Annotated in this window: 11 protein-coding genes and 6 pseudogenes; 12 read left to right on the top strand and 5 right to left on the bottom strand. The window is 70.9% G+C overall.

The genetic code is table 11. From position 1 onward, the window contains the following. Positions 1 to 225 precede the first annotated feature (225 nt). From FHX80_RS35405 to FHX80_RS02775, 6 genes and pseudogenes are all read left to right on the top strand, one after another. Positions 226 to 606 (top strand): annotated as a pseudogene (locus FHX80_RS35405) (amino acid ABC transporter permease); the annotation flags it as partial. Then, positions 602 to 1,508, top strand: a pseudogene (locus FHX80_RS02800) (FAD/NAD(P)-binding protein); the annotation flags it as partial. The pseudogenes FHX80_RS35405 and FHX80_RS02800, both read left to right, overlap by 5 nt. A 302-nt stretch (positions 1,509 to 1,810) precedes the next feature. Beyond that, positions 1,811 to 2,890, top strand: a complete 1,080-nt coding sequence (locus FHX80_RS02790; protein WP_145762646.1) for an LLM class flavin-dependent oxidoreductase — start codon at positions 1,811 to 1,813, stop codon at positions 2,888 to 2,890. A gap of 17 nt (positions 2,891 to 2,907) precedes the next feature. After that, the gene (locus FHX80_RS02785) at positions 2,908 to 4,188 is read left to right on the top strand and encodes an NtaA/DmoA family FMN-dependent monooxygenase (RefSeq protein ID WP_375881936.1); all 1,281 of its coding nucleotides are present in this window, start codon (positions 2,908 to 2,910) and stop codon (positions 4,186 to 4,188) included. A 4-nt stretch (positions 4,189 to 4,192) separates the two neighbouring features. Continuing rightward, the gene (locus FHX80_RS02780) at positions 4,193 to 4,993 is read left to right on the top strand and encodes a DUF1684 domain-containing protein (RefSeq protein ID WP_145762644.1); all 801 of its coding nucleotides are present in this window, start codon (positions 4,193 to 4,195) and stop codon (positions 4,991 to 4,993) included. Between the two features lie 290 nt (positions 4,994 to 5,283). Continuing rightward, positions 5,284 to 6,183, top strand: a complete 900-nt coding sequence (locus FHX80_RS02775) for a S1 family peptidase (RefSeq protein WP_145762643.1) — start codon at positions 5,284 to 5,286, stop codon at positions 6,181 to 6,183. A gap of 75 nt (positions 6,184 to 6,258) precedes the next feature. Here FHX80_RS02775 and FHX80_RS02770 read toward each other — a convergent pair whose 3' ends face one another. After that, entirely contained in the window at positions 6,259 to 6,831 is a 573-nt protein-coding gene (locus tag FHX80_RS02770) for a DUF4231 domain-containing protein (protein ID WP_145762642.1), read from the bottom strand. A gap of 98 nt (positions 6,832 to 6,929) precedes the next feature. On the opposite strand from FHX80_RS02770, the pseudogene FHX80_RS35400 reads away from it, so the two are divergent. The 3 pseudogenes from FHX80_RS35400 to fxsT form a co-directional block, all read left to right on the top strand. Further along, positions 6,930 to 7,439 (top strand): annotated as a pseudogene (locus FHX80_RS35400) (TIR-like protein FxsC); the annotation flags it as partial. A 263-nt stretch (positions 7,440 to 7,702) separates the two neighbouring features. After that, positions 7,703 to 7,882 (top strand): annotated as a pseudogene (gene fsxC / locus FHX80_RS35395) (FxsC protein); the annotation flags it as partial. 3 nt (positions 7,883 to 7,885) lie between these two features. Continuing rightward, a pseudogene (gene fxsT, locus FHX80_RS02760) lies at positions 7,886 to 10,806 on the top strand (FxSxx-COOH system tetratricopeptide repeat protein); the annotation flags it as partial. 62 nt (positions 10,807 to 10,868) lie between these two features. Here fxsT and FHX80_RS02755 read toward each other — a convergent pair. From FHX80_RS02755 to FHX80_RS02745, 3 genes and pseudogenes are all read right to left on the bottom strand, one after another. Beyond that, positions 10,869 to 11,267 (bottom strand): annotated as a pseudogene (locus tag FHX80_RS02755) (alpha/beta fold hydrolase); the annotation flags it as partial. A 275-nt stretch (positions 11,268 to 11,542) separates the two neighbouring features. Next, a complete protein-coding gene (locus FHX80_RS02750; protein WP_145762641.1) occupies positions 11,543 to 11,848 on the bottom strand; it encodes a hypothetical protein in 306 nt (101 codons plus the stop codon). 54 nt (positions 11,849 to 11,902) lie between these two features. After that, a complete protein-coding gene (locus FHX80_RS02745; RefSeq protein ID WP_145762640.1) occupies positions 11,903 to 12,538 on the bottom strand; it encodes a VanZ family protein in 636 nt (211 codons plus the stop codon). A gap of 157 nt (positions 12,539 to 12,695) precedes the next feature. Between FHX80_RS02745 and FHX80_RS02740 the strand changes: the two genes are divergently transcribed. The 3 genes from FHX80_RS02740 to FHX80_RS35390 are packed head-to-tail and all read left to right on the top strand — an operon-like array spanning position 12,696 to position 15,248. After that, positions 12,696 to 13,877: a sensor histidine kinase gene (locus FHX80_RS02740; protein ID WP_167523352.1), complete on the top strand. Its 1,182-nt coding sequence runs from the start codon at positions 12,696 to 12,698 to the stop codon at positions 13,875 to 13,877. Beyond that, positions 13,874 to 14,524, top strand: coding sequence for a response regulator transcription factor (locus FHX80_RS02735; protein ID WP_145762638.1), 651 nt, complete (start codon positions 13,874 to 13,876; stop codon positions 14,522 to 14,524). Before FHX80_RS02740 ends, FHX80_RS02735 begins: the two co-directional genes overlap by 4 nt. 52 nt (positions 14,525 to 14,576) lie before the next feature. Continuing rightward, on the top strand, positions 14,577 to 15,248 hold the full coding sequence (locus FHX80_RS35390) for a transposase family protein (protein ID WP_280118739.1): 672 nt from the start codon (positions 14,577 to 14,579) through the stop codon (positions 15,246 to 15,248). Between the two features lie 29 nt (positions 15,249 to 15,277). Here FHX80_RS35390 and FHX80_RS02720 read toward each other — a convergent pair whose 3' ends face one another. Beyond that, positions 15,278 to 16,327, bottom strand: a complete 1,050-nt coding sequence (locus tag FHX80_RS02720) for a DUF3533 domain-containing protein (protein ID WP_145762637.1) — start codon at positions 16,325 to 16,327, stop codon at positions 15,278 to 15,280. Positions 16,328 to 16,338 lie beyond the last annotated feature (11 nt).

Raw genomic sequence — 16,338 nt, 5'->3', positions numbered from 1 at the left:
ATGGCTCAAGTGGAACAGGCATCCGGTGGTCCGTCAACTGGCCCTGTGCGTACGGCTCACAGTGTGGACAGGCTTGACATCCCGTTGCGAACAGCGCTTACCTCGGAGGCGGACCGAGCTGAGGGGCCCGGTCCGCCTCGCACTCCGAGCTGTCGTGTTCCAAGCTGTCGTGTTCGTGCCGAGGGCACGCCCCGTGTTCGATCGTCGCATCCACGGAGCCCTCGCATGTCCACCCAGACAGACACCCGCCCGCCGGCGTTTCCGGCCCCGCCCCTCAACGACAACGACGCCGACCGGCCGCGCATCGTCCCGGTACGCCGCACCGGCCAGTGGACAGCGGCCGTCGCCGTACTGCCCCTGTCGGCCCTCGCGCTGAACTCCGTCATCCGCAACGACGCCTTCCAGTGGGACGTCGCCGGCGACTACTTCATGACCACGGCGGTGCCGCGCGGCCTCTGGCTCACCCTCTGGCTCACCCTCTGGCTCACCGCGCTCGTCATGGTGCTCGGCTTCGCGCTCGGGACGCTGCTCGCCGTCCTGGGACTCTCCGCGAACCGCGTCCTCCAGGCGGTCGGCTGGGGGTACGTCTGGCTCTTCAGATCCACACGACTTCCGCCGCGACATCTGGCCACATGTCGACAAAGAGCTCGGGTATGCCCACTACCGCCGGCTCTTCACCGCCCACCCCGAACGCACCACCGCCGACCGGACCGCCTTCGAGGAGAAGTACGCGGCCGCCGAGCCGGGCAGTGCCGATCCGCGTGCCCGGATCGCCGCAGCCGTCCCCGACCCCGCCGACCGGCTGGACATCGAGGCACTCGACCGCCCGCTGGACGGGGTGCGCCACCCCTCGTTCGACGCCCTCCAGGAGGCGACGCGCGACTACATCGCCGCCGACCTCGACCGCCGGCACGATCCCGGGCACAGCGAGGACCTCGCCGTCTTCCTCGGACTGCTCTCCGCCTACGGCCAGTTGGTCCGGTTCGGTGACATCGGGCGCTGGTGGCACGGCGTCTTCAGCTACCTCGCCTCCGGCCCGCCGGGTCCCCGGCTGCTGCTCGTGCTCTTCCGGGCCGGCGTCGTCCGTTTCCTCGGCGCCGGGACGACGGTCGAGGCCGACGAACGGCAGGGCGTCTTCCGGGCCCGCAGCGCCACCGTGCCCGGGGAACGGATCGAGGCCCGCGCCCTCGTCGAGGCCCGGCTGCCGGACCCCTCACCGGAACGCACCCGCAGCACCCTGCTCCGGACACTGCACGCGGACGGAGCCGGCGCCACCGCCACCGGGCTGCTCACGGTCGACCCCGGCGACGGCCGGATCCTGGACCGCGAAGGACACCCGCACCCGCGCCGCTTCGCGCTCGGCCCGAGCACCACGGCCCGCGCGCGGCGCCTTCACCCGGCCCCGCACCGGCGGCCCGGCCTTCCGGCAGAACGACGCCACCGCGCGCGCCGCCCTCACCTTCCTTCCTCTCCAAGGTCCTGTGACCCGCGACCGAGGACTCCCGTGACCCGAACCCGGAGGGCCTCGTATCCCCGCCGGATGCGGAGGGTCCCGTACCCCCGGATCCGGAAGGTCCCGTGACCCGAACCCGACCGCGACCGCGACCCCGACCGCGACCCCGACCGCGACCGCGACCGCGACCGCGACCCCGACCGCGACCGCGACCCCGACCGCGACCCCGCCCCCGACCGCGACCCCGCCCCCGACCGCGACCGCGACCGCGACCGCGACCCCGCCCCCGACCGCGAACCCGAACTCCCGATCCCGAACTTCCGAACCCGAGCCCGAACCGTCCCGAAAGGGCCCGTCATGCCTCCGATCCGCCCCCTCCACCTGGCCGCCGAGATCGGCGGCCCGCCCCACTACGACGCCGCGCGCTACACCGGACTGGCCCAACTCGCCGAGCGCGGCGCCCTCGACTTCGTCACCCTCGGCGACTCGTTCGCCCGGCCGGGGCCCGACGCGCTCTCCGTCCTCTCCCGGGCGGCGCCCGCCACGCGCCGGATCGGGCTCGTGCCGACGGTCACCACCACGCACACCGAGCCGTTCCACGTGTCGTCCGCCGTGGCCACCCTGGACTGGGTGAGCCGTGGCCGGGCGGGCTGGCAGGTGGATGTGTCGACGACCGGGGCCGAGGCCCGGCTGTTCGGCCGCCGCCCGGCCGCACCCGCCGCCGAGCTGTGGCGCGAGGCCGGCGAGGTGGCGGACGCCGGTGCGCGGCTCTGGGACAGCTGGGAGGACGACGCCGAGATCCGCGACACCGCCACCGGACGCTTCATCGACCGCGGCAAACTGCACTACGTCGACTTCGAGGGCGCCACTTTCAGTGTGCGCGGACCGGCCATCGTGCCCCGGCCCCCGCAGGGCCGCCCGGTCGTCGTCGTGGACGGCACGACGGACCCGGCCAGGGAGACCGCCGCCCGCCATGCCGACGTCGTGCTCGTACGGGCCACCACGTCCGAGCGGACCGCCGGGATCCGGGACGATGTGCGTCGCCGCGCCGTGGCCCACGGGCGCGACCCCGACACCCTCCGGGTGCTCGCCGCGCTCACCGTCGACCTCGGTGGCGCGGAAACCGCCCCGGAACTCTGGCCGGCGAGCGGGCCGCCGCTCGCCGCGCACGGCACGTACTACCGGGGCGGCCCGGTCGACCTCGCCGATCTGATCACCCAGTGGCACCGCGCCGGGGCCGTCGACGGCTTCCACCTCACGCCGATCACCCCCGAACGCGATCTCGAACGGATCGTCAACGGCACGGTGACCCTGCTCCAGCACCGCAGTCTCTTCCGCACCTTCCACCCCGGCGGCACGCTCCGCGAGCACCTGGGCCTGTCCCGCCCGGCCAACCGGTACGCCCCGGACCGTTTCCCCGAAGGAGAACGGGCATGACGACCGCCCCGAAGCAGATGCATCTCGCCGCACACTTCCCGGGTGTGAACAACACCACCGTCTGGGCGGACCCCCGGTCCCGCAGCCAGATCGACTTCTCCTCCTTCGAGCATCTGGCGCGCACGGCCGAACGCGGCCTGTTCGACTTCTTCTTCCTCGCCGAGGGGCTGCGCCTGCGTGAGCACAACGGGCTGATCCACGACCTGGACGTGGTCGGCCGCCCCGAGTCCCTCACCGTGCTCAACGCGCTGGCCGCCGTCACCGACCGGCTCGGCCTCGCCGCCACCGTCAACGCCACCTTCAACGAGCCCTACGAACTGGCCCGCAGGCTCGCCACCCTCGACCATCTCAGCGCCGGCCGGGCCGCCTGGAACGTCGTCACCTCGTCGGACGCCTTCACCGGTGAGAACTTCCGCCGCGGTGGCTACCTGGACCGGGCCGACAGGTACACCCGCGCCGCCGAGTTCGTCGCCACCGCCCGTGAGCTGTGGGACTCCTGGACCGCTGACGGCGTTCCGCGTCCCGTTGCCCACCGGGGCGAGCACTTCCGGATCGAGGGCGAGTTCGGCGTCCCGCGCTCCCCGCAGGGCCATCCCGTCGTCATCCAGGCCGGGGACTCACCGGAGGGCCGCGAGTTCGCCGCGTCGGCCGCGGACGTCATCTTCACCCGGCACGGCACCCCGGGGGCGGGCCGCACCTTCTATGCCGACGTCAAGGCACGGCTGGCGAGATACGGCCGGGAGCCCGACGAGCTGAAGATCATGCCCGGTGTCGGCTTCGTGCTCGGCGACACCGACGCCGAGGCGCGGGAGAAGGCGGCCGGGATCCGTCTCCAGCAGATCTCGCCGCAGAACGCGATGCTGGCCCTGGAGCAGGTCTGGGGCCGGGACCTCTCCTCGTACGATCCGGACGGGCCGCTCCCGGAGAGTGACCCGGTTCCCGATTCGGCGCTGGTCCAGGGCCGGGTCCGGCACGGTGACCCGCTTGCGGTCGCGGCCCGCTGGCGTGCGCTGTCCCGGGAGAAGGGGCTCTCCATCCGGCAGACGGTCATCGAGGCGAGCGGCCGGCAGTCGTTCGTCGGCAGCCCGCGGACCGTCGCGGCGGAGCTGACCGAATTCGTCGCCACCGGAGCCGCCGACGGGTTCATTCTCGTACCGCATCTCACCCCGGGCGGCCTCGACGAATTCGTCGACGGTGTCGTCCCGCTCCTCCAGGAACGCGGGGTCTTCCGCTCCGCCTACACCGGAGCCACACTCCGGTCGCACCTCGGGCTCGCGGAGCCCGTATGGAAAGGTTGACCCCATGAGCACGGACGCACAGCAGCAGGCAGCGCGGGAGTGGGACCACTGGCACGAGGAGCGCGTCGCCACGGTCTCGGCACCGCACGGGCCGCTCTCCCTCACCGGCACGCACTGGCTCTCCGACTACCCGGAAGGGCGAATTCCGGCCGTTGTGGGGCACTGGCGGGAGGACGGCGACGAGCTGGAGCTCACCGCCGGCCCCGAGGACGGGCTGACCGTCGACGGGAAGCCGTTCACCGGACAGGTCCGGCTCGGCGCCGACCGCGGTCCGATCGGCGGGTCCCGGGTCGCCCACGGCGAGCGGCGGCTGGTCGTGCTGAGCCGCGAAGGTCTCTGGGCGGTAAGGGACTTCGACCCGGACTCCGCGGCGCGGCGGGCCTTCCGCACGATCGAGGCCACGCCGTACGACCCGCGCTGGGCGCTGCCCGGCACCTTCCGCCCGTACGACACCTCCCGCACCGTCCGGGTCGAGAACGCCGACGGTGTCGAGCGCGGACTCGGCCTCGGCGGGGAGATCGCCTTCGAGCTGGACGGCGTCGAGCACACGCTCCAGGTCGCCGTGGAGCACGACGGCTCGCTCTGGGCGGTCTTCGCCGACGCGACCAGCGGGAACAGCAGCTACCGCTTCCGGTTCCTGCGGCCCGCCGCCCCGGCCGCCGACGGCACGGTGACGGTCGACCTCAACCGTGCACTGCTGCCGCCCTGCGCCTTCGCGGACCACTTCATCTGCCCCTTCCCCCCGCCCGGCAACACCCTCCCCGTCGCCGTCGAGGCGGGGGAGCGCAGCCGGATCGACGGCTGAACGACCGCCTCCGCTCGTCGACTTCCGGCCCCGGTAAATGCGTCATCCGCCGGGGCCGGACGCATGCGTGCGGCGGGAAGTTCAGGGGGTGAAGACCCCCCTGCGCGAGAAGTTCAGGGGTGAAGGCCCTCTTGCGCGAGAAGTTGACGCCTTGAATACTCCCGAGCAGCGCTTGTCAGGAGCACGGCATGTTCGCAATGCGGACAGCTTGCTGCCGTGCGACTGACTGCGCCTCACGGGTCCGGCCACCCCACGGGCGGACCCCCAACCCCCCTCCGGAGGAATGACAAGTGAGGATCAAGCGCACCACCCCCCTCAGCGGTACCGCGAGACGAAGCAGGGCTGTTGCCATTGCCGCAGGTCTCGTAGCGGTCGCCGCGCTCGCCGTCCCCAGCGCACAGGCCAGTTCCGCCGGAACGTACAGCGCGAACCAGCTCTCCGCCGCCAGCGACGCCGTTCTCGGCGCCGACGTGGCCGGCACGGCCTGGACCGTCGACCCCGCGACCAAGAAGGTCGTGGTCACGGCCGACAGTTCGGTCTCCGCGGCGGAGATCCAGCAGATCAAGGACTCCGCGGGCGCCAACGCGGGAGCCCTTCAAATCAAGCGCACCCCCGGAAAGTTCAGCAAGCTGCTCTCCGGCGGTGACGCCATCTACGCACCCGGCTGGCGCTGCTCCCTCGGATTCAACGTCCGCAGCGGCAGTACGTACTACTTCCTGACCGCCGGTCACTGCACCGACGGCAACCCTCCCTGGTACACCAACTCCTCGGGCACCACGAGCATCGGCCGGACGGTCGGTTCCAGCTTCCCGACCAACGACTACGGCCTGGTGCGCTACGACAACGCCGCGGTCTCCCACGAGGGCACCGTGGGCAGTGTCGACATCACCGGCGCGGCCAATGCCACGGTCGGGATGTCCGTCACCCGCCGGGGCTCCACCACCGGCATCCACAGCGGCAAGGTCTCCGCGCTCAACGCCACGGTCAACTACGGCAACGGCGAGATCGTGTACGGGATGATCCAGACCAACGTGTGTGCGGAGCCCGGTGACTCCGGTGGTCCGCTCTACTCGGGCTCCAAGGCGATCGGTCTCACCTCGGGCGGCAGTGGCAACTGCACCTCCGGTGGTACGACGTTCTTCCAGCCGGTCACCGAAGCGCTCAGCGCGTACGGCGTCAGCGTGTACTGACCGACAGGTGCCAGGCCGGCCCCCGGGACCGATAACAAGGTCCCGGGGGCCGGCGTCGTCGTGCGGGGCGAACGGTCACTCGGGTGCCGAGGTCTCTCCGGCGGTCCCCGTACGCAACTCCTGGCGCGACTCCGGCATTTGCGGGGTCTGGACGTCGGCGTTCACCTGACCGCCCAGGGTCATCACATTCAGGGTCGCCGAGTTCTCGTTGGCGATCGCGCGCTCGACCCGGGCGACCAGCATGGTGAACGCCTCACCCTTCGGGAGTCCGGAGTACGGCCCCACCTTGGTCTGGAAGTAGATCCGCTCGTGCCCGAGGAGCTGCTCGGTGGACCGGTAGTTCTTCCACTGCTCGCGATAGCGGTACACGCTCTCCAGCGAGACGGAGCCGACCACGATCAGGCTCAGGACCGTGGCGATGAGTTTCGAGGCCGGCAGATCGATATTGACTAAAACGGGGACCAGGGCGCCTCCGACGACGGACAGTGTCCGCATCCGCAGATGCATGGCCTTGGTCTTGACCGCCTTCCGGTCGTACCACGTCTGATACTGCGACAGCCTGCCGTCCAGGTAGTCCTGGACCGTGGTCACGGGGCTGGCCGGGAAAGGGTGCGAATCGGTCGACTCATGGGCATGCGTGCTCGGCATGCAGGGGAGTACATCGGTGAAGCCCCGCCCCGGTCAACCTCGTTGGGGGCCATACTCTTTACCTCTCGGGTGCGGGAGCTCACACAGGACGGGGGCGTGTGTACGCGACGCGGCAGCGGGCAGCGGACCGTCGGCCGTACTTCTTCCTGAGCTATGCCCGCACTCCGGCATACGGCGGTGGCGGCGCGGACCCCGACATGTGGGTCGAGCCGCTGTTCCGGGACCTGTGCGGCCATGTGATGGCGATGACCGACCTCCCGGCGGGCGCTCCCGCAGGGGCCATCGACCGGGAGATACGGTCCGGCGAGGGCTGGTCGGAGCGGCTGGGCGAGGCGCTCGCCACCTGCCGCGTGTTCGTCCCGCTGTTCTCCCCGCGCTACTTCGCCAACGAGACGTGCGGCAAGGAGTGGTACGCGTTCGCCCAGCGGGCCATCCATCAACGCGCCCGTTCCGGACAGCAGGGCGAGGCGATCGTCCCGGCGCTCTGGGTGCCGGTCCCGCCCGGCCAGCTGCCCGGACCGGCCGAGCGGTTGCAGTTCGACCACCGCGACTTCGGGGACCGCTACGTCAGCGACGGGCTCTACGGGCTGATCAAGCTCAGGCTCTTCGCCGAGGACTACGAACGCGCGGTGTACGAGCTCGCCAAACGCATTGTCAGCGTCGCCGACACGGCCGGGATCGGCGCCGGCCGCGCTGTCGACTCCCGGTTGGCGCCCAGCGCCTTCGGCACGCCGGGCAGTAGAACGGGCGGCCCCCGCCCGATGCGGGTCACCATCGCGGCCCCCACCCGCCACGACCTGCCTCAGGGGCGGACGTCGGCTACTACGGCGATACGCCGCAGGACTGGAACCCCTACCACCCGGCGGCGGCACGCCCCCTGGCCTACATCGCCGAGGACCTGGTGCGCTCCCTCAACTACCAGGCCACCGTCGCCTCCTTCGACGAGGAATCCGGCCATCCGGGAGGCAAACAGCCCCCGACCACACCCGAGATCCTGCTCGTCGACCGCTGGGCGCTCCAGGACGAGGAGCGGTGCCGCCGGCTCGCCGCCTTCGACGCGGAGAACCGCCCCTGGGTGACGATGGTCGTCCCGTGGAACCGCTCGAGTCCGCGCTCACCCGGGCCGGCTTCCGGGTCGTGCCGCGCGATGTGTCCGCCGAGCGGGGGCCCCAGGAACCCGAGGCCGTCACCGCCGAGAACGCGGCCCGGACCGTGGTGCTGCTCTCCAGCGCCTACCTCAAGTCGCAGCGCGCGGTGAGCCTCTGGGACCGGGCCGTCGCCGAGGACCCGGGCGGTGGGCGGCGCCATCTGCTGCCGCTCAGAGTCGGTGACGTACGGCTGTCGGCGGCCTACATCGACCGCAACCCCGTCGACCTCTTCCGGCTCGACGAGGTGCACGCCACCGCCGCCCTGTTACGGGCGCTGGACCGGCCCGTACAGATCACCGACGGGGTCTCGCCCGGACCGCGCTTCCCCGGAACCGTCCCGCGGATCTGGAACGCACCGCCGCGCAACCCCGGATTCACCGGCCGCTCGCTGGTCCTGGAACGGATGCGTGACCAGCTCGGCGGCGGCATGGCCGTCGTACTGCCGCAGCCGCAGACGCTGTACGGGCTCGGCGGCGTCGGCAAGACCCAGGTCGCCCTGGAGTACGTGCACCGGTTCATGGCCGACTACGACCTGGTGTGGTGGATATCGTCCGAGCAGACCGACGACGTGGTCGCCGGTCTCGCCGAACTCGCCGTCCGGCTCGGTGCCCAGTGCGGCGACGACATGGCGGCCGCCTCACAGGAGGCGGTCGACCTGCTGCGGCGCGGGGTGCCGTCGGACCGCTGGCTGCTGGTCTTCGACAACGCCGACGACCCGGAACGGCTCCGGCGCTACTTCCCGCAGGGCGGCTCCGGGCACATCCTGGTCACCTCCCGCAACCAGGCCTGGTCCCAGCACGGCGACGCACTGCCCGTCGACGTCTTCCTGCGGGAGGAGTCCATCGAACACCTCCAGCGCCGGGCGCCGGGGCTGAGCGACGAGGACGCCGCCCAGGTGGCCACCGCGGTGGGGGACCTGCCGCTCGCCGTCGAGCAGGCCGCGGCCTGGATCGCGGAGACCGCCACCCCGATCGACACCTATCTGGAACAGCTGGCCCAGCAGGCCCCGGATGTCCTGGCGCTCAACCAGCCGGTCGGATACCCCGAACCGGTCGCCGCGACCTGGAACATCTCCATCGAACGCCTCAAGGAGCGCTCGCCCGCCGCGGTGCGGCTGCTCCAGCTCTGCGCCTTCTTCGCCCCCGAGCCGATCTCGGGGAGCCTGCTGTACAGCAAGGAGATGATCGAGGCGCTGAAGCCGTACGACGCCTCGCTCCAGGAGAAGCTGGTGCTGGGCCGGGTCATCCGGGAGATCGGCCGGTACGCCCTCGCCAAGGTCGACCAGGTCTCCAACTCCATCCAGGTGCACCGGCTCGTCCAGGCCGTCATCCGCGCACAGCTCAGCGAGGAGGAGAAGAAGGACGCCAGGCACGCCGTCCACCGCATCCTGGCGGGCGCCAGGCCCGATGACGACGAGCCCATCGACAACCCGGCCAACTGGCCCCAGTTCGCGACGATATGGCCGCACCTCGGCCCGTCCGACGCGCGTAACTGCAAGGAGCCCGAGGCCCGCAGGCTGCTGATCGACCGGGTCCGCTACCTCTGGAAGCGCGGTGACTTCAGGACCGCCACCACGCTCTGCGAGGAGCTGCGCGAGATCTGGCGCGAGACGCTGGGGGAGCGGGACATCCAGTACCTCTACCTCTGCTTCCACCTCTCCAACATCTACCGTTCGCGCGGCCGTTACGTGGAGGCCATGGAACTCGACGAGATCACCCTGGCGACCCAGCGCGAAGTGCTGGGCCCGGAGCACCCGCACACGTACATGAGCACCAGCAGCCTGGCGACCGACCTCGGTACGCTCGGCGAGTACACCAGGGCGATCGAGCTGGCGACCGAGGCCACCGACGGGTTCAACCAGATCTTCCACGACTCGCACCCCAGGGCCCTGGCCGCGGCCAACAACCTGGCGTTCACCCTGCGGTCCATCGGGCAGTACGCCAAGGCCCGCGAGATCGACCAGGACGTCTTCGACCGGCGCCGGGAGGTGCTCGGCGAGGAACACCCGTACAGCCTCTCCTCGGCCATGAACCTGGCCCGCGACCTGCGTGACGTCGGGCGGTACGAGGACTCGGTCGGCATTCTCAGCCGCACCTACGACAGCTACAAGGCCACACTCGGTCGGACCTTCCCCGGCACGCTCAGCGCGGCGAAGAGTCTGGCGGTCTCGCTGCGCCGGGCGGGCAGACTGGAGGACGCCCGCAGGCTCACGGTGGCGACCCGGGCCCGCTACCGGGCGAAGTACACCTCCGCCAACCCGGAGTCGCTGGCGTGTGATCTCAACCTGGCGGCGGACCTGTACGCGGCCGGTGAGCCGGCCGCTACCAGGGACACCGCCCAGGATGTCGTCGACCAGTATGTGAAGGTGCCGGGGGAGAAGCACCCGTACACCCTGGCAGCGCTGAACAACCTCGGCGTCTACCAGTTGGGAGCCGGTGCGTCGGAGGAGTCGGTGCGGGTGCTGACGCGGGTGGTCGCGCTGATGCGGGAGGTGTACGGGCCCGAGCACCCCAACACCCTCTTCTGCGTGATGAACCTGGCCAACGCGACAGCGGAGCAGGGTGATCTCGATATTGTGCTGGAGACCGAGCGGAAGGTGTCCGGGCAGCTGAGGCGGGTGCTGGGGCCGCAGCACCCCGAGACCCTGGCCATGATGGCGAACATCGCGGTCACGCTCGACGCGATGGGCCGCAAGAACGAGGCGATGCGGCTGCGGGTGGAGACGGTGGAAGAGCTGTCCCGGCAACTGGGGGACAGCCACCCGATGACGCGCATCGCCCGCGACGAGCTTCGGTTCGAGCGCGAACTGGAGCCGATGCAGGTATGAGACGAGGGGGCGCCCAGCGGTCGCCGGGCGCCCCCTCACCTCTCATCACCTCTCACCCGGTCCTACCCGGAGGCCGACTCGAGCAGCCAGTTGAGAACTCGAGGCAAGGCATGCAGCGCGTCGAAGTGCGCGGCGGCCGGGTCCACCACAACGGTGGAGTTCGGGATACGGCCGGCCAGCCAGCGTGAATGGCCCACCGGGGAGAAGACGTCCTTCTCTCCGTGCCAGAGCATGACCGGACCGGTGATCTCCGCGGGTTCGAATCCCCACGGATTGCTGAAAGCGATCGCGTCATCGATCCATCCCCATGCCGAAGTGCGCAGCCCTTCACGGTAGTTGCGAAGAAGCATGGTGCGGACACCGACGTCGTTGACCACCATCCGGTCGGAGTCGGTCAGCTCCTTTCGCAGATCGTCGATGAGCCGGACCGGGTTCTTCCTGATGACCGCGGACCGTACAACGCCCGTACAAGCCCCGTACAAGCAGGTGGCGCTCGCTGTGCTGTACTCGGTGCCGCCGTCGTCGCTGGTGCTCTTCGGGCTGACACCGGTGTACACCGTCTTGCCGCCGGAGAGGGTGATCTCGTCGCCGGCGACTGCTCGGCGGGACCGGCCTGCGTGCCGCCCGAGCCGAAGGCGATGACGGGCAGGCCGCCGGGCAGGACGCAGGTGATGCCCGGCTTGGCCTTGACGCTGATCCGGTAGTGGCCGCCGGCCTGGGTCATCTCCTTGGCGTTTCAGAGCAGATCGTTGGTGCCGCAGGACTGGCCGTAGCCGGACTTGTCCCCGGCCTCCGTGGAGGAGCCTGAAACGGAGTCGGTGCCGGTGGCTCGGCTGGAGCCGGAGTCCGCGCCGGAGCCCGAGGCCGAGTCCGAGTTCACGTTCGGCTTCGAACCGCCGTCGCCGCTGTCGGTGGAGGTCTTGTCCTGGACTCCGCTGGGCGAGGGAAAGGCTCCGGTCGTGTCCTCCTCACAGGCGGTCGTCAGGAAGCCGGCGGTGACGGCGGCGGTGACGACGAGAGCGTTGCGCAGACGGCGGTTCATCGTGAGCGGTTTCCTACTCGATCGATGGTTACGGGTGTTCGGCAGCAGGCGGGGTCAGGGACGGACGACAGGGGCCGCGATCGGGGCCGGCCGGGGCCCGTCGACGGTCACGGTCCGTCGGCGGTCGTCCTGCCGCGCCGCGGAGCGGGGCAGCGAGGCCGCGAGGAGAGGCCGGCGCAGAGCCGGCGCGCGCAGGGCGAGGACCACCAGGGCGTAGCCGATGAGTCCACCGAGCGTGTTGGCGAGAAGGTCGTTGACGTCCACGGCACGGCCGTTGTTCAGGACGAGGTACGACAGCAGTTGGGCGGCTTCCACGGCCAGGCTGGCCGCCGCCGTCATCAGGGTCGCCCGCGACGCTGAGGTGGCGTGCCGGAACACCAGGGGCAGCAGGAAGCCGGCCGGCACCATCATGATGACGTTGGGGACCATGGTGATGTCCGCGGTGAGCAGCGGGATGAAGTTGATCTGGCTGATCCAGGAGGCCTGGTTGGCGTAATCTCCCCACACCATGTTCAGCGGGAAGATCGTCAGGGACAGCACGGCGGCGACGTAGACGGCGGCGGCCAGCTGCAGCAGGGCGCGGCGCCTGTCCCACGCACCGCGCCGCACCTGGACGACGGTGCCGGTCGCGAACAGGACGAGCAGGGGGCCGAGAACGGGTGCGGAGTCCACCTGGAATTGGATGTTCATGAGGGGTGATCCTTCGGTCGGGGTGAGCGGCGCTGACGTCATTCAGCTTCCTTCCGGGACCAGGTCCGGCGGATCTCCCGAAAGATCCATTCCTCGGCGGATGGCTACGACTTTCGGCAGAGAGGACCCGGCGGCGAGCGCGGCTAGGGTGCTCACCATGCTCAGATCACCGCGCACTGCGGCTGTCGGCCGGCTCGTCGGCGGCGCCCTGCTGTTCTGCTTCCTCGGGGCGGCCCTGCTGATCGACGTCGACACCGGCGCCCTCGAGCGCCAGGGCATCGGGATCCTGCTGTTCCTGTCGACGGCCGCGGCGGCGGCCCTCACCTTTCCGGCTGTGGGGATCAGGCTGCTCCCCGCGGTGCTGGCGTGGGCGGCGTGCGGCGTGGCCCTGGTGTCGCTGGCCTGCTCGGTCGGGCTGCGCGTGGCGGCGGGCAGCGGCTCGAGCCTGGACCAGGCTTCCGACACCTACACTCTGTTCGAGCCGACCGCCCTGATGGTGCTGCTGCACGTGACGGCGCGGCGGGGTTCTCCGGCCGGCACCGCCGTCGCCCTGCCGCTGCTCATGACCGCCCTCATCCTGCGCCCGCTGGTGATCGAGGTGGACGAGGTCAGCAGCATCGTCGCGCTCGTCCTGACGCTGGTGGCCAGCGGTGCCCTGGCTTCCGGCCTCACGGTCCGTCTGGTCGTCGCCTCCCGCCGGCAGCGCGAGGACCAGATCAGACTCGAACAGCGCCTCAGCTTCGCCCGCGACCTGCACGATTTCGTCGCCCATCACATATCGGGCATCGTGGTCCAGGCGCAGGGGGCCCGTGCCGTCGTGGTCAGGAAACCCCAGGCAGTGGGCGACGCCCTCGAACTGATCGAGACCACCGGAGCGGAGGCGCTGACCGCCATGCGCAAGATGGTCGGCGCCCTGCGCGAGGACACCGTCCCGGGCACACGGGCACCGGGAACGGACGCCGTCCGCGCTATCGTCGCCGACTGCCGGCTGCCCGGGGCCCGGGTCGACTTCACCGAGACCGGCTCGGCCGGGAGCCTTCCCGCGGACGCCGCCCACCTCGTGGAACGCGTGGTCATGGAGGCACTGACGAACATCCGCAAGCACGCCCGCGACTGCACCACCGCGCAGGTGCACCTGGACGTCTCCCGCCGTCGGGTGACGGCGCGGATCACCAACGACGGACACCACCGCCCTTCCGGCGGCACCGGCTACGGACTGCGTGGCCTGCGCGAGGTCACCGACGCCGCCGGGGGCACACTGAGCGCGGGACCCGGCCCCGAGGCCGACTGGCACGTCGAACTCGAACTCCCTCTCCCTCGACGGCAGGTGCTTCGATGACCATCCGTGTCCTTCTCGCGGACGACCAGACGATCGTCCGCACCGGCATGGCCATGATCCTGGCGGTCGAGGACGACATCGAGGTCGTCGCTCAGGCCGCCGACGGGGTTGCCGCGATCCAGCAGGCCGACCGGCACCGCCCCGACGTCGTCCTCATGGACATCCGCATGCCGCGGCTGAACGGCATCGAGGCGCTGCGGCACCTGCACCGCCCCGGGGCCGCGCACACCCCGAAGGTCGTCATGGTGACGACCTTCGACGACGACGAGTACGTCCACCAGGCCCTGCACCACGGTGCCTGCGGCTTCCTCCTCAAGGATGCGGGTCCTCGCCTGCTGGCCGAGGCCGTCCGTTCCGCCGCCTCCGGCGAGGCCCTCATCAGCCCCTCCATCACCGTCCGCCTGCTCCAGCAGTTCGCCCGCCCCGCCGCCGCTGCCGCCCCGACCCGTCCCTCACCCCTGTCCCAGCGCGAGACCGAGGTCGCCGCCGTCCTCTCCCGCGGGCACACCAACATGGAGATCGCCGCCGCCCTGCACATCAGCGCGGGCACGGTGAAGACCCATCTCACCAACATCCAGAGCAAACTTGGTGTCCGCAACCGTGTCGAGATAGCGGCCTGGGCCTGGGAGTCGGGTCTCGCCCGCTGACCGGACTCTCTGCTCTCCCCCTGTCTTTGACCAGCTCAGACCTCATCCTGAAGTGTCCGCGCGCGAGGTTCCGGGGTTGTTGGAACGCCTTGCGCAGGTCCCGGACCCGCGGGATCCGCGGGGAGTGCGGCACCCTCTCGTGACGGTCCTCGCGCTGACGGCCCGCGCGGTCCTCGCCGGAGCGCGATCCCTGCTGGCGGTAGGTGAATGGGTGGCCGACGCGCCGCCGGCCCTGCTCGAACGGCTCGGCACCGTCGTAGATCCGCTGTACCCGAAACGGTCCTGGCCCGCGGAATCCACGATCCGGCGACTGCTGGCCAGAGTCGACACGGACGCCAGTCCTTCGGGAGGTTCCGGAACAACCGCAAGTGGAGCTGCCGCGGCGCGAGGCGTGCGCACTCATGTGGTGGTGGAGACGCTGGCGGGTGCGCGTGGTCTCCTCTCGGGGCGCGAGCCGGCCGGTGCTTTCGCATCCGTGCCCGAGTTGCGTCTCTGGCACTGGGTACGCGACCCGGCCACCGATTCCTATGCCCGTCAGCATGCCAAACTCGCCGTCGCCGACCGGCAGGTCCTCTTCCTGGGCAGTGCGAATCTCACGGAGTCCGCCGCACGGCGCAATATCGAGGCGGGCGTCCTGATACGCGGCGGAGACGCTCCGCAGCGGGCTGCCGAGCACATCGTGGAACTTCAGCGTCGGGGGGTGCTCCAGCGCCTGGAAACCTGAGTGGGACGGTGGGGGCGGCTGCCAAGCCCCTAACCGAGTGTCGAGCCCCCGCCCGCCGTCCCCGCGAGCGGGGCGCCGTCCGTCGCGTCCGGCTTTCTGCGCATGGCCAGCAGCAGGGTGACGACCGTGCCCACCACCGCCCACGCGGACAGCACCAGCAGCGGTCCGGTCACCGCGTTGCCGTTGAAGTACGCGATCGAGCGTGCCACCCAGGTCCCGGCCCCCGGCGGCAGTGCGGGGCCGATCGCCCGCCAGAAGTCCGGCAGCATCGGGAGGGGGAAGGCGCCGCCCGCGCTCGGGTTGCCCGCGATCACCACGAGCAGGACGGCCAGGCCGATGCCGACGATGCCGGTGAGCGCCTGCAGGGCGAGCGTGATCATGCCGACCGCGAAGACGGTGAGCGCGCCCAGGCCCGACAGCCCCCAGGAGCTTCCGGGGAGCGCTCCGAGGATCGGCCCGATGATCACCGCGCCGCCGATTCCGCCCGCGATCGAGTACAGCGCCATGACTCCGGTCCGGATCGTGGCGCGCTGGCGGTTGGCGGGGCGGCTGCCGGCGCTGATCGCCAGGATCGAGGCGCAGAGGTATCCGCCGACGCACCAGCCCACGACCAGGTAGAAGGACGAGAGTCCGTCGAAGTCCTCGTCCGAGGCCGGGGCCACGTCCACGGAGTGGACCGTGCGCTGATGGGTGAGGTTGACCTTCGTGATGATCTTCGTCAGTGAGTCGGCCAGCACGGTGCCCCCGCCGGAGGCGACCAGCACGGTGTCGGTGGTGCCCCGGGGGCTGACGATCAGGGCGCCGTCGATGTCGCGGTCGAGCATCTGCCGGCGGGCGGTGGCCGCGTCGGAGACCGTGCGGGGGTCCAGCGGACCGCCCGGGAGATCCTTCAGCTCGGTGAGGAGCCGGGCGGACATCTGCTGCGGCGCGACGATCCCGAAGGGCACGTCCGTCGGCTTCGGCTTGTGCAGCGCTCCGATATAGGACGCGATGAACAGCAGTTGCAGCGCCAGCACGCCGATGACGAGCAGCGCCGCCCGCGGAGTGACGGCGTTCTTCACCTCGTCAGCGAAAGTCATGCCCCCACCGT

The sequence above is a fragment of the Streptomyces brevispora genome (genome assembly GCF_007829885.1).
In the GTDB taxonomy this organism is placed as follows: Bacteria; Actinomycetota; Actinomycetes; order Streptomycetales; family Streptomycetaceae; genus Streptomyces; species Streptomyces brevispora.
Note: the sequence above shows the minus strand (reverse complement) of the source record. Positions and strands in the feature narration are given on the sequence as shown.